We start from the raw sequence: 13,825 nt of genomic DNA on the forward strand, positions 1-13,825 counted from the left end.
TTTTATGCTCGAAAACGGCAAAAAAGAGGAGAAAAACGGTAAAATGTTAATAGCCAGAACTATATGTGAAAATTCTAAACACGTTAATTGAATCCGGTAAACGTATTAAATGAAATCGGTAAACGTGTTCATTGAAAAATTAAATACGTTAAGCCGAAACAATATGCTTGTTTACCGTTTTTGCTTAACGGGTATCGGAAATTGTGTTAATAAATCGGGGCTGATTTAACAATTCGGTCGCGCTCTGAAAATACTATCTCTGATTAAAATAGAGAGTGATAAAAATAGGGTGTTTTAGGTGGTATGGAATATATAAAAATGGAGAGGGAAAAGGGGGTTAAAAAGGAATGGGAAAAAGAGCTTTTATCTTGCGAATTTCTTGTGAAGAGGAGAGTGAAGAATTAAATCCCTATTTCTTCTTTTTATTTCAGGAAATAATACGTAGCTTTGCGAGGAGATAGGGCAGAGACGTTTCCGTGTCTTTGTCTTCTTTGAATAGCTTATGTCTTATATTAATATTATTAAGTTTCAATGAAAAACCCAGATTGGAGCCAACTTACATTTGGTTATTATCCTACGGACTACAACGTAAGATGCGAGTACAAAGATGGTAAATGGGGAGAGCTACAACTTTCTCAGGATACTAACATCAACATCCACATGGCATCTTCGTGCTTGCACTATGGTCAGGAAGCATTTGAAGGTCTAAAAGCTTTCCGAGGCAAAGATGGTAAGATTCGTCTTTTCCGTCCGGAAGAGAATGCTCGCCGTTTGGCAGATTCTGCTCATGGTATCATGATGGCGGAGTTCCCGGTAGAAAAGTTTCTCGAAGCCGTTAAGATGGTAGTCAAAGCAAACGAACACTTTGTTCCGCCTTACGAAAGTGGGGCATCGCTTTATATCCGTCCGTTGCTTATCGGTGTAGGTCCTTTGGTAGGCGTGAAGCCTGCTTCGGAATATATGTTCTTGGTGTTCGTTACACCTGTTGGCCCGTACTTCAAAGATGGATTCAAGCCTACTCCAATGGCTATCATGCGTGGCTACGACCGTGCAGCTCCTCTTGGTACAGGTACTATCAAAGTGGGTGGAAACTATGCTGCCAGCCTTAAACCGGGTCATATTGCCCACGAAAAAGGCTACTCTGCGGTGCTATTCCTTGACGCTAAAGAGAAGAAGTATCTTGACGAATGCGGTCCGGCTAACTTCTTTGGAATCAAGAATAATACATACATTACTCCGGATTCTCCTTCTATCCTTCCTTCTATTACGAATAAGAGTCTTTGTCAAATCGCAGAAGATTTGGGTATGAAGGTTGAGCGTCGCCACATTCCGGTAGAAGAGCTCGAAACATTTGAGGAAGCCGGAGCTTGCGGTACTGCTGCAGTGATCTCTCCAATATTGAGAGTGGACGACCTTGACGAGAATAAGAGCTACGTCTTCTCTAAAGATGGCAAGGCCGGTCCTATATCCACAAAGATGTACGAAACCCTACGCGGTATCCAATATGGCGATGTAGAGGATAAGCATGGCTGGGTAACTATCATAGAATAAAACCACAAATACTACAAACAACAATGATAATAGGTATTCCAAAAGAAATAATGAGTGGCGAGCATCGCGTCTCTGCCACTCCCGATACCGTGCGCAAATTTGTGCAAGATGGTTTCCGTGTCCTTTTTGAAGCGGAAGCCGGAGAGGGTGCTCTCTATCACGATGAAGACTACAAGGCTGCAGGTGCTGAAATCCGTACGGATGTGAAGTCCATCTACAATGATGCAGATCTTATCTTGAAGGTGAAAGAGCCTCTTTTCAATAGCGCTCTCAACATTCATGAAGTGGACATGATGAAGGAAGGACAAGTGCTTATCACTTTTATCCACCCTGCATCTCCGGTGAACCACGATATGGTAAGAAATCTTGCAAAGCGCGGTGTTATTTCTATTACTCTTGATGGTATTCCTCGTATATCCAGAGCACAACAGCTCGATGCACTTACATCCATGAGTACATGTGCGGGTTACAAGGGTATTATCATGGCTGCGGACGATATGGTGAAGTTTATACCTCCTATCTTCTCTGCGGTTGGTTCTATGCCTCCTGCTAAAGCGTTGATCATCGGAGTAGGTGTAGCCGGTCTTCAAGCCCTTGCAACTGCTCGCCGTCTTGGAGCTACCACTTACGCTATGGATATCCGTCCTGCTGCTCGTGAACAGGCAACAAGTCTTGGAGCCAAGGTTATCGAAACTTCTGTTCCGGATGAACTCGGCGTTGGAGAAGGTGGATATGCGAAACATTTGCCTAACGAATGGTTGCTTAAAGAGAGAGAAGTGATCCGTGAAGCCATCAAGGATATGGATATTGTATTCTTGAGTGCTCTTGTACCGGGTAAGATAGCTCCGGTGCTTATTACCGAAGATATGGTCAAAGGCATGAAGCGTGGCTCTTGTATAGTGGACATCTCGATAGACCAAGGTGGTAACTGTGAGATCACACCTCCGGGTAAGAAAGAGATTAAACACGGAGTGATACTCAACGGTATCAAGAACATTCCGGGTATGATCCCTCAAGCCTCCACTTATATGTTCTCTGAGAACATGTATCAGATGGTAAAATATTTTGTTCCGGGAGGCAAGCTTAACCTCGATATGACGGATCAGGTGGTATCCAGTGCATTGGTAACCAATAACGGAGAGATACTTCACGTCGGAACTAAAGAAGCAATGGGTATTGCGTAATCATAAATTTTTTAGAGACCACTCGGAAAGTTCATCCTCAAAGGACGGGTTTGCGAGTGGTCTTTTTCTTTTTATAAAATCAGGATAATCAGATCACATTTATTATGAGTCCGCTTGTTCTTGTACTCCTCTTCGTAGTTTCTTCCATAGTGGGGTACCTTATCATTAGTAAGATTCCAAGTTTGCTGCATACGCCGCTTATGTCCGGCATGAATGCTCTATCGGGTATAACCATCTTGGGATCCATATCTGTTATTGTGGCATTAAGGGTACTTCCTGCCGGTTTTGGAGTAACATTGCTCTACATTATTGCATATTCGGCACTTATTCTTGCCACTATCAACATTGTGGGTGGTTTTGGTGTAACGGAAAGAATGTTGGGTTTCTTCAATAAAAAGAAAGGAGGGAAGGACGAATGAATCTCTCTCCATCAGTTGTAGTCATCCTTTCTATCGCTATCTCTCTTCTCGTTATCCTTGGTCTTGTCATGATGACAAAAGTAACCAAGGCACGGCTTGGCAACAGAGTGAGTGCGGTAGCCATGTTTTTGGCGGTACTGCTTACCGTTGCGCGTTTCAACTTTGCAGCACTCGTCCCCATTATTATCTGCATCCTTATCGGCTCTGTTGTCGGGATCTGGTTATCCAGAACAGTCAAGATGATACAGATGCCACAGCTTGTGGGTTTGCTCAATGGTATCGGAGGTTTGGCCTCCATGCTTGTAGGTGCTGTGGTGATGACCGGAGCAACCATTGCTTATGACCTTTCGGCATTGGAGCATCTGACCTTCGGAAATATCACATCCATGCTTGCCATCCTCATCGGTGCGCTTACGTTTACAGGCAGTTTGGTTGCTGCGGCAAAGCTTCATGGCGTATTTCCGGGAAGACCCATTGTGATACCGAGACACCGTTCCGCTCTTATGGGAGCAGCTACCATCATGGCTGTTTGCCTTGTTTGGAGTGCCATTGTGGGTGCTGATGTCTTGATCGGTTCATCTGCAATAGTCTGGATCATCATCGCTATTCTCAGTGCCGGACTCTTTGGGCACCTCTTCGCCATCCGTGTAGGTGGTGCGGATATGCCTATCACCATCTCACTGCTCAACTCTCTTTCCGGAGTGGCAGGCGGTATAGCCGGTATGGCATTGGGCGATCCTCTCCTTGTTATAGTCGGAGGTATCGTTGGAGCATCCGGTCTCTTCCTCACACAGATTATGTGTAGAGCGATGAACAGAAGCCTTATGAATATTCTTTTCCCGAAAGATACTCCTGCTCCGGTTGCTCAAAAGAAGCAGGCGGAACCTGTAAAAGCAGAAAAGCCACAAGCTGCTGCTCCTTCTTTGGGTACAATCGTTCAGAGTGCCAAGCGTGTTATCATCGTACCGGGTTACGGTATGGCTCTTGCGCAAGCACAGCAGCAGGTTGCGGCATTGGCAAATGCTTTGAGAGGTAGAGGTGCAGATGTTAAGTTTGCAATCCATCCGGTAGCCGGTCGTATGCCGGGACACATGAACGTCCTATTGGCCGAAGCAAACGTGGATTACGAAGAACTCTACGAAATGGAGCGTATCAATCCGGAGTTTGCCGCTACTGATCTTGTCATCGTAATCGGCGCAAACGATGTGATGAACCCTGCCGCTCGTGAAGCGGAAGGCACTCCTATCTATGGTATGCCTGTTCTTCTGGCCGACCAATCCAAGCACATCATCTTCTGTAACTACGACNGGAGTAGAGAATCCGTTGTACAGCAATAAAGAAAAGGTAACAATGCTTCTCGGTGATGCCAAAGAGAGCATCGCCAAGATTGATAAGGCTCTTAATGAATCGCTTGAGTCTGCTCCTGCGGAAGCTCCAAAGGCTGCGGCTCCATCTTTTGCTTCTGTATTACAGAGTGCCAAGCGTGTTATCATCGTACCGGGTTACGGTATGGCTCTTGCACAAGCACAGCAGCAGGTTGCGGCATTGGCAAATGCTTTGAGAGGTAGAGGTGCAGATGTTAAGTTTGCAATCCATCCGGTTGCCGGTCGTATGCCGGGACACATGAACGTCCTATTGGCAGAGGCAAATGTGGATTACGAAGAACTCTACGAAATGGAGCGTATCAATCCGGAGTTTGCCGCTACTGATCTTGTCATCGTAATCGGCGCAAACGATGTGGTGAACCCTGCCGCTCGTGAAGCGGAAGGCACTCCTATCTATGGTATGCCTGTTCTTCTGGCCGACCAATCCAAGCACATCATCTTCTGTAACTACGACNTGAACCCTGCCGCTCGTGAAGCGGAAGGCACTCCTATCTATGGTATGCCTGTTCTTCTGGCCGACCAATCCAAGCACATCATCTTCTGTAACTACGACCTCAAGCCGGGTTATGCCGGAGTAGAGAATCCGTTGTACAGCAATAAAGAAAAGGTAACAATGCTTCTCGGTGATGCCAAAGAGAGCATCGCCAAGATTGATAAGGCTCTTAATGANGGAGTAGAGAATCCGTTGTACAGCAATAAAGAAAAGGTAACAATGCTTCTCGGTGATGCCAAAGAGAGCATCGCCAAGATTGATAAGGCTCTTAATGAGGCAGTGGCAGACGCTCCGATAAATAGCAATTCCGGAACAGAGCTTTCTCTGTCTGCTCTTCTCAGCGATCTACAACGTGTCATCATCGTACCGGGTTACGGTATGGCTCTTGCACAAGCACAGCAGCAGGTGGCAATGTTGGCACAATCTCTGCGCAAGAAAGGTGCTGATGTCCGTTTTGCAATCCATCCGGTAGCCGGTCGTATGCCGGGACACATGAATGTCCTACTTGCTGAGGCAAACGTGGATTATGATGAACTCTACGAAATGGAGCGCATCAATCCGGACTTTGCCTCTACCGACCTTGTTATCGTAGTGGGAGCAAACGACGTGGTAAACCCTGCCGCTCGTGAAGCAGAAGGCACTCCGATCTATGGTATGCCTATTCTTCTTGCCGACCAGGCAAAGCGTATCATCTTCTGTAACTACGACCTCAAACCGGGTTATGCCGGAGTAGAGAATCCGCTTTACAGCAACAAAGAAAAAGTGCTTATGCTTCTCGGTGATGCTAAAGAGAGCATTGCTAAAATACAAGCAGAATTAGCTTAATCTCTCCAAAGAGAGAATAGATAGGTACGCCACTATATAAGCAACTATATAGTGGCGTTTTTTTTAGTGATAGACAAGTTAAAATGCGGAGGTGTTTTTTTTAAGAAAAATTTTGCGATATTTGATGTTGTAGGTAGTATTTAATGGTATTGAAAAAAGTTATGATTATTAATAGTGTTTCTGGATTTATTAGTGAGATAGAGAAGATAACGAAAGATGATAATGTTGTTGTTTTTTTCAGAGGGCATGGAGATAAGGCTTATGAGATGAAACCATCAATATTTCGTCCTATAAAAACGGGGTCTAATGATACTTTTGTTGGGAAGAAAAAAGAACACCTAATGTTTAGAGACTTTGTTGCTCGTTATGAAGCAGAATTTAGGGACTGCTTTTACACTATGGATTTTCTTGTGAAGATGCAGCACTATGATTTGCCAACAAGAACATTGGATTTGACTACAAATTGTCTAGTAGCTTTATATTTTGCTTGTTCAGGATCTCGTAATAGAAGAGGAGAAGTTATTGTTTTTAGTATTCCTGAGGATGCCATACGTCATTATGACAGTGATAAAGTTTCAGCTATCGCAAATTTGGTAAAGATTAATTCTATTGATATTGTTTGCCCTCGTCCTTATCAGGGGAAAAGTACAGACAAAAAATTTAGAGATACAGAAGACTACATAAAGAAGTTTAACACTTCTGGAGATATGAAACGGCTATTGCATGAGATACAAAGAGAGAAACCGTACTATCAGTCTATAATAGACCCGAATGATCTTCTGGACAATATTGTAACTGTAATGCCAAAACAAAACAATCAGAGAGTGAAAAATCAATCAGGAGCTTTTCTTTTGTTTGGACTTGGAAAGGATGGTAGTAGTGGGAACTATACTAAAGAAATACATCCTAAAATTCCTACCAAATGGATTTTGAAAGGAAAAGATAGTATCACAGGTGAAAGGATTTTTATACCCAAAAGTGCGAAAGAAAATATCTTAAAAGAACTTGCACAAATGGGTATTACAGAATCCTTTATATTTCCGGAAATGGATAAATACGCAAAGGAGCTAAAAGAGAAGTATTCTTAGCTTTTTGTGGAGTATTCAGCGCAATAGAACCACCGCTGTATGAAAAGTTCATACAGCGGTGGTTTTGTTTTATATTCACACTCCCCGAGAGCGAAGAGAAGCCATAGAAATAGACTTTAACAGGTTCGGATGTTTCACTGAATACATTTATATTTTACACTCAACGGATTAAGGTTTTGAAATCGAGGTGTGATTTGTAGAAATCAAACCTTGAAAAGTGCGGAGCAAGTTTTGAAGAAGGGAAATCGGGTCTTGATTTACGATACTGAATGGCTTTAAGGCAATTTGTATTACCGTTTAGAGCATCTTTTTATAGTGGATAGAGATAATTTTATCTACTAACGGATTAAAAAAATAGAGAGGAAAATGAGATTTGGAGATATGTTTGTTTTCTGCCTTTAAAGATGTGAAAAATAGTATATTCGGCATGAATAAAATATGTATATTCGCAGGGTGGTAATACGTTTGGTAAACAGTAAATGACATTGAAATGAGACGCAACTTACTTACCCTTTTTCTCTCTATTTGTGTGATGGGAATCTCCTATGCGCAGAACGGTGATACAATTACAATTTCAGGGAGAGCAACAGACTTTAATGGCAATCCGATTGACAGCTGCTTTGTTACTGTATTTTATCCGAACTTCTCTGTTGCCTATTCTGCATACACTGATAATGCAGGCTTTTACTCTATCCCCAATGTTGAGAAAGGAAAGTACATGGCAATCTATGCCATCCGACCCAATGAATATCCGAAGGAACTGAAAGTGGCAGAGAAAGATATGCGGCTGGAGTTTTGGGCTTGGAATGTTGTGGCAGATAAGGATTTGACAATCAATCCTCGGTATCATCGTCTCGAACTATATGGCACTACCGTTTTCAAATCAAACGGAGGTTATCCGAGTATGATTATTTATACTCGTCCGATGAGCTTGGGCAGACTGCTTTCTTACGGGCAGGATGTTTGGAGCGGTAAGGTGAAATCGGAAAAAGCAGAGGAGGTCGATCTTTCTGTCGAGCCTGACCAAATCGAGTTTAAGGTGTATGCGGATGATGTTCCGGTGGCTATACAGTCCGTACAGGCAGTAAGAGAATTTATAGGAGGTCCAAGGCAAATGGCTTATTTGATCTATATCGACTTACCTAAGAAACAAGCCGGGAAATATTCTATCTTTCGTGTAGAGGCATTTAACAAGGCTTATGGCGGAGAAAAAGGAGAGAATATCTACTTCTACGAAATACCTGATTATAAAACAAAACCGGTGTCTAACCCTTGATGTCAGCCATAAGGAAAATAAAAAGAGCCGTTGGTAGGCTCTAAACCTAAACATAGACTATTTATGATAAACTATCTCAACGAGGCAGATATTGCCGTAACCGTCTGCGATAAAGACGGCATCATCATAGAGATGAACGAGCAAAGCAAAAAGGTGAATCAGAAATCGGGACAGAATTTGATCGGGAGCAATGTACTGGATTGCCACCCTGAACCGGCGCGTTCCATGCTAAAAGAGATGATGGAAAAGCAGACTAAGAATGCCTACACAATAGAGAAAAACGGGGTGAAGAAGCTCATCTACCAAATCCCTTGGTACGAAGAGGGGAGTTATATGGGCTTTGTGGAGCTTTCTATGATCATTCCGTTTGAGATGCCTCACAAGATAAGAGTCCCGAAAACGGAGTAGCGACCATCATAGCAGAAGGAGTATTCCGCAAACGATACCGACACTGAGCAGTGTAACGACAGAGACTACCCGACAGCCTCTGATGAGATCTGCGTGAGTGATGTCCCGTTCGATCTCTCCTATGTATGGTTTCTCCACCAACTTCCCATGGTAGACATTGGGACCCCCGAAACGGCAACCTAAAAGTCCTGCCATGGCAGACTCCGGGTATCCGCTGTTGGGGCTGGAGTGCGCACGTGCATACCTCCGGATGTGATGCCATACCTGCCGGGAGGGGTGAAGCATCCAGATGAGTATTGCAGTGATTCGGGCAGGGAGATAGTTTGCCCAATCGTCCAGGATTTTGGCAGCAAAGTAGCCGAACTCTCCGTATCTCTCGTTCTTGTATCCTATCATGGAGTCCAGCGTATTTATCATTTTATATCCCATCATAAGCGGAACGCCCCCAATGGCATAGAAGAAGAGGGGAGCGACGACACCATCCGAGAGATTTTCTGCCAGTGTCTCCAGTGTGGCTGTGCGTATCTGATTGAACAAGAGGTTGCTTGTGTCTCGTCCTACAATATAGCCCACTCTGTGCCGTGCCCCCGTAAGATCGTCTATTTGGACAAAGTGCTCTACGGCAAGAGCCTCTTTCACAAGCTGCCTTGCACTTAGTCCGTAGAAAATAAAGATCGCTTCAAAGATGCCTTTGAACAGGGGATAAGGAGAGAGGAGATAGGTTGCCAGCCAAAAGACTCCGATAACCAACCCAACCAAAAACAGCGATAACAGCGTCCCTTTGAGCCTGCGATGAGAACCTCTGTTCAGTATCTTTTCTCCGAAAGCAATAAGGTTTCCGAAGAGCCGGATAGGGTGTGGGAGTGAGTAAGGATCACCTATAAGAGCATCTATGCTCCAGCCTAAAAGAAGAGGTGCTACGGAATAGATCATGAAATGAGGGCGGTTGCCGTTTTAGATGGAAGTCTGTGAGAGATAGTCCTGAAGAGCTTCGAGCAGTCTGCGGTTGGCTTCCGGACCTTGCACCGATACTCTGAAATGTTGAGGGGAGAGCCCTCTGAAGTTGTCGGCATTGCGGATAAGGATGCCGTGCTGCTCTATCAGGTACGACTTCAAGCTCTTTGCATCCCTATTGGGAAGCCGTGCCAGAAAAAAGTTGGAAGAGGTGGGGGAGATCGTCAGCCGGTTTATCTCGTTCAGAAGTTCACCTCTGAAGAGCAGGCACTCTGCTATCAGCTCTTCCGATGGAGGGAGCAGCTCCTCGTAATGTTCCATGATGTAAGATCCTGCTTCCTGCGCCAAAGCATTGACCGACCAGGGCATACGCATGGATGAGACCTGCTCGGCTATCTCTTCGGATGCAACGATGTAGCCCAAGCGAAGCCCCGGAATGGCGAATGTCTTGGTCAGAGAATGGATGGTGATAAGGTTGGGATAACGGCTGTGAAGGCTATCTATCCGAATGGGAGTGTGAGAAAGTTCGGAGTAGGCGGTATCTACCACGACAAGCGTATCGGGACACTGTTCCAATATATCGGTAAGGATGTCGGTGGAAATAATATAGCCGTCCGGATTGTTCGGATAAGCCATCCAAAGCATATCGTATGGCTTCACCTTTCTGGCTGTAATCTCCGGATATGTGAGGTAGGAGATCCGATGTCCGAAACGAGAGCAGGCATCTTCGTACTCGGCAAAAGAGGGGATGGCAACCATGCTTTTTGCCCCTTTGTAAGCCTGAGCCGTGATGTAGAATGCTTCTGTGGAGCCGTTGGTTACGACTATCGAGTTCTCCTTTTGCTGCTGTTTTCTGGCAAGCAGAGAGGTAAGCCTTGAAGCATTGGGATCGGGATAGTTTTTTATTCGGGGTAGCACTTCTCCGATGTGAGCGATGATAGCGTCCGAATGATTGCGATAGGGGATATTTGAACTAAAGTCCAACAGACCCTCCCGACCGAATAGATGTGAGTCGTCTCCGTGTCCGTTGATCATTCCTGCTTCATTGTTTGGTAGATATAGTCCATATCCACGTGGGTTCGTATGAGGTCTGCAAGGGCATTGAAACCCTTTTCTTTCTTTGCTTTGTAGTCTATGTCGGTGTGGAAGTTGGGATCTATTTCCTGTATGATACGGTTGATCACCGAAGCATTATCCAGGATGCCGTGAAGATATGTGCCCCATGTGCGAGAGTTCAGAATATAGCCATCCTCTTCATTGTGGCTCGTTCGGAGGAGAGGTTTGTCCGTTTTCGTTACACCCATGTGTATCTCATAACCCGTTCCGTGAATGGATTCGTTCATGAACGAGAACGTACAGCTCTTGGTGCTTTTCTCCGTACTTATAATAGTATCTACGGGAAGAATGCCCAAGCCGTTGGTGTATTCCTGATCGCCCTCAATATGGTGAGGATCTTGAATGCTCCTGCCCATCATCTGGTATCCACCGCATATACCATAGAGAGATTTGCCTGCTTTGTGATGCTTCAATATCACTTCCGCCATGCCGTTTTCGTGCATACGTTCCAAGTCTGCAATGGTATTTTTTGAACCGGGAATGATGATGATGTCCGCTTTGGCTATCTCCATGGGGTCTTCGGAGAAGTAAAGGTTGATTTCGGGTATCTGCGAGAGCATATCGAAGTCGGTAAAGTTGGAGAAGAGTTTGTGCCGAACCACCCCGATATTGATTTTCCCCTCCTTCGATTTGGTCTGCAAACGTTCCAGAACAACGCTGTCTTCCTGCTCGATGTATATCTCCGGGGCGTAAGGCAAAACACCTACAACGGGTATGCCAGTAAGCTCTTTGATGATCTTTTTCCCCTCATCGAATAGAGAGATATCGCCTCTGAACTTGTTGATGATAACGCCCTTTATGCAGGCTCTCTCTTCCGGAGGCAGAAGCATGATACTGCCATAAACACTTGCAAACACCCCTCCCCGGTCTATGTCCGTTACAAGGTAAGTGGCTGCCCGGGTTGCCACGGCAACTCGCATATTGACGATGTCTTTATCTTTCAGGTTGAGCTCGGAGATACTCCCTGCTCCCTCTATCACGATGGGGTTATGCTTCTGCTCCAATTTGTGATAAGCCGTGAGAACACGCTCGAAAAGATCTTGACGGAAGTTGCCTCGAAAGTAGCTCTTTGCCGTAGCATTGCCGCATGGTTTTCCATTAACAATCACCTGCGAAGTGAGATTGCCGCTCGGCTTGAGGAGTATCGGATTCATCTCCACCGAGCATGCCAGTCCGCACGCTTCTGCTTGTGCTGCCTGCGCACGCCCTATCTCCAAACCATCCGGCGTGGCATAGCTGTTCAGAGACATGTTTTGTGCTTTGAACGGAGCAGGCAAGTAGCCATCCTGTAAGAATACACGACAGAAACCGGCATTTACAACCGACTTCCCGACATCAGAACCTGTTCCGACAAACATAATGGGGCGCAACTTATCCATCTTTCTCTTTCTCTTCTTTCTGTTATGCAGGGCATAAAGATATAGAAAAGGCAGAAAATAGCCATTTCAACAGAAAAAAATGAAGAAAAATGGGCGAAACATTTGGAGATTCAAAAAAAAGATCTACCTTTGCAAGCGAATCACGATCAAGTGATGGTGCCATAGCTCAGTTGGTAGAGCAAAGGACTGAAAATCCTTGTGTCCCCGGTTCGATTCCTGGTGGCACCACTTTGAAGAAAAGCAAAACGACGTAAACTCCTGATTTCTAAGCGAAGTCGGGAGTTTTTATTTTTCCCACTTACGCAAAATATAGCAGAATATTACCGATTTTGGTGGAGCAAAAGGTGGAGCAAAAACAGCAGAATGAAATCTCCACCGAAAAAGTTTCTTTACCACTGATATGCAGTGATTTGCGTGTCGATAACTCGTGAGTGATTTCCGAATTTTGTATCAACTAAAAACGTATCGAAATGAGAAGGATTTCATTCAATGTGCTCTTCTTTATCAAGAAGACAAAACTGCTCAAAAACGGAGAAGCCTCGGTTTGCATGAGAATTACCGTTGATGGACAACGTGTCGAAACTAATATCCGAAAAAGTGTCGATCCGAGTTCTTGGAACCAAGCCAAAGAGTGTGTACGTGGTAAAAGTCGTAAAGCCAACGAATTGAATAGCTACATAGAAGAAGCAAAAATCAAGTTACACTCTATCTTTACCGAGTTAGAAGAACAAGGGAGCACAATAAGCGCTCGTATTCTTCAAGAAAAATTCTTCGGCTTAGATATTCTGAAAGAACAACCCAAAACTCTCCTTGCTACGATACAGGAACATAATGATCAATGTCGAGCTCTTATAGGTAAGGATTATACTTTGATTACTGTTCGGCGTTATGAAACGTGCAAACGTTACTTGGCAGAATTGATCCAAAGGAGATACAATAAAGATGATCTTCTATTGACTGAAATCAATGGAGAGTTTGTTCGTGCCTTTGAATTTTATCTGAAGACAGAGAAGGAATGCAAACAAAACACGGTTATCCGCTACATGAAATGTCTGAAAAAGATAACCAACCTTGCACTTGCCAACGAATGGATTACAAAAGACCCTTTTATCGGAATAAAATTCCATGAGAAAGAGGTTATCCGAGAGTTTCTTACACTGGAAGAGCTGAAAACTATTTACCAAAAAGAATTTACCGTAGAACGAATTGTACTTGTCCGTGACATCTTTATTTTCGCAGCCTTTACCGGACTTGCCTTTATTGATGTGCAACAATTATCTCCCGAACATCTTGTGCGAGATGATAACGGAAACCTTTGGATTCGTAAACCTCGACAAAAAACCAAAAATATGTGCAATATTCCCTTGTTGGATATACCACAGGAAATATTAAAGAAGTATGAGAACCATCCATTCTGTCACAAGAAGGGAACACTTCTTCCTGTACCCTGTAATCAGAAGATGAACAGTTATCTGAAAGAAATAGCCGACTTATGTAACATTCAGAAGAAATTAACCACGCATACCGCAAGACATAGCTATGCTACCTCTGTTTGTTTGGCAAATGGTGTTAGCATTGAGAATGTGGCGAAAATGCTCGGTCACTCCAACATCAAAATGACGCAACATTATGCCAAAGTCCTTGATAGAAGTATAATGAAAGATATGAGAAATGTTGCCCTTGCTTTATCCAAGAAATCACTTTCTTGAGCCATTTGGAGAAAAAGCGAAACGCAATTTGATGTACT

At 44.2% G+C, this 13,825-nt stretch carries 12 protein-coding genes and 1 tRNA gene; 10 read left to right on the forward strand and 3 right to left on the reverse strand.

Annotated elements, in window-relative coordinates:
* Window positions 1-531: 531 nt before the first annotated feature.
* From JT26_RS07875 to JT26_RS07905, 8 genes are all read left to right on the forward strand, one after another.
* A complete protein-coding gene (locus tag JT26_RS07875) occupies window positions 532-1,551 on the forward strand; it encodes a branched-chain amino acid aminotransferase (RefSeq protein WP_036788647.1) in 1,020 nt (339 codons plus the stop codon).
* A gap of 23 nt (window positions 1,552-1,574) precedes the next feature.
* The gene (locus JT26_RS07880) at window positions 1,575-2,735 is read left to right on the forward strand and encodes an NAD(P) transhydrogenase subunit alpha (protein WP_036848601.1); all 1,161 of its coding nucleotides are present in this window, start codon (window positions 1,575-1,577) and stop codon (window positions 2,733-2,735) included.
* A gap of 104 nt (window positions 2,736-2,839) precedes the next feature.
* The gene (locus JT26_RS07885; protein ID WP_036788653.1) at window positions 2,840-3,154 is read left to right on the forward strand and encodes an NAD(P) transhydrogenase subunit alpha; all 315 of its coding nucleotides are present in this window, start codon (window positions 2,840-2,842) and stop codon (window positions 3,152-3,154) included.
* Window positions 3,151-4,491, forward strand: coding sequence for an NAD(P)(+) transhydrogenase (Re/Si-specific) subunit beta (locus tag JT26_RS11140; RefSeq protein WP_200879748.1), 1,341 nt, complete (start codon window positions 3,151-3,153; stop codon window positions 4,489-4,491). The genes JT26_RS07885 and JT26_RS11140 overlap by 4 nt, the downstream gene beginning before the upstream one ends.
* The gene (locus tag JT26_RS11145; RefSeq protein WP_369794007.1) at window positions 4,379-5,857 is read left to right on the forward strand and encodes an NAD(P)(+) transhydrogenase (Re/Si-specific) subunit beta; all 1,479 of its coding nucleotides are present in this window, start codon (window positions 4,379-4,381) and stop codon (window positions 5,855-5,857) included. Before JT26_RS11140 ends, JT26_RS11145 begins: the two co-directional genes overlap by 113 nt.
* 161 nt (window positions 5,858-6,018) lie before the next feature.
* Window positions 6,019-6,945: an FRG domain-containing protein gene (locus tag JT26_RS10265; RefSeq protein ID WP_160217647.1), complete on the forward strand. Its 927-nt coding sequence runs from the start codon at window positions 6,019-6,021 to the stop codon at window positions 6,943-6,945.
* A gap of 490 nt (window positions 6,946-7,435) precedes the next feature.
* The gene (locus JT26_RS07900) at window positions 7,436-8,221 is read left to right on the forward strand and encodes a carboxypeptidase-like regulatory domain-containing protein (RefSeq protein ID WP_036848604.1); all 786 of its coding nucleotides are present in this window, start codon (window positions 7,436-7,438) and stop codon (window positions 8,219-8,221) included.
* Between the two features lie 63 nt (window positions 8,222-8,284).
* Window positions 8,285-8,629 carry a PAS domain-containing protein gene (locus JT26_RS07905; RefSeq protein WP_036848607.1) on the forward strand — a complete coding sequence of 115 codons (345 nt, stop codon included), beginning with the start codon at window positions 8,285-8,287 and terminating at the stop codon, window positions 8,627-8,629.
* A 6-nt stretch (window positions 8,630-8,635) separates the two neighbouring features.
* Here JT26_RS07905 and cbiB read toward each other — a convergent pair whose 3' ends face one another.
* Genes cbiB through JT26_RS07920 form a run of 3 tightly spaced genes read right to left on the reverse strand, consistent with a single transcriptional unit; the run spans window position 8,636 to window position 12,078 of the window.
* Entirely contained in the window at window positions 8,636-9,562 is a 927-nt protein-coding gene (gene cbiB, locus JT26_RS07910; RefSeq protein WP_036848610.1) for an adenosylcobinamide-phosphate synthase CbiB, read from the reverse strand.
* Between the two features lie 21 nt (window positions 9,563-9,583).
* Entirely contained in the window at window positions 9,584-10,618 is a 1,035-nt protein-coding gene (locus tag JT26_RS07915; protein WP_036848613.1) for an aminotransferase class I/II-fold pyridoxal phosphate-dependent enzyme, read from the reverse strand.
* Window positions 10,615-12,078: a cobyric acid synthase gene (locus JT26_RS07920; protein WP_036848616.1), complete on the reverse strand. Its 1,464-nt coding sequence runs from the start codon at window positions 12,076-12,078 to the stop codon at window positions 10,615-10,617. Before JT26_RS07920 ends, JT26_RS07915 begins: the two co-directional genes overlap by 4 nt.
* Before the next feature lie 155 nt (window positions 12,079-12,233).
* On the opposite strand from JT26_RS07920, the gene JT26_RS07925 reads away from it, so the two are divergent.
* A tRNA-Phe gene (locus JT26_RS07925) sits at window positions 12,234-12,306 on the forward strand.
* A gap of 242 nt (window positions 12,307-12,548) precedes the next feature.
* The gene (locus tag JT26_RS07930) at window positions 12,549-13,787 is read left to right on the forward strand and encodes a site-specific integrase (protein WP_036848620.1); all 1,239 of its coding nucleotides are present in this window, start codon (window positions 12,549-12,551) and stop codon (window positions 13,785-13,787) included.
* Window positions 13,788-13,825: the final 38 nt, after the last annotated feature.

The sequence above is a fragment of the Porphyromonas sp. COT-108 OH1349 genome (genome assembly GCF_000768755.1).
Lineage (GTDB): Bacteria > Bacteroidota > Bacteroidia > Bacteroidales > Porphyromonadaceae > Porphyromonas_A > Porphyromonas_A canoris.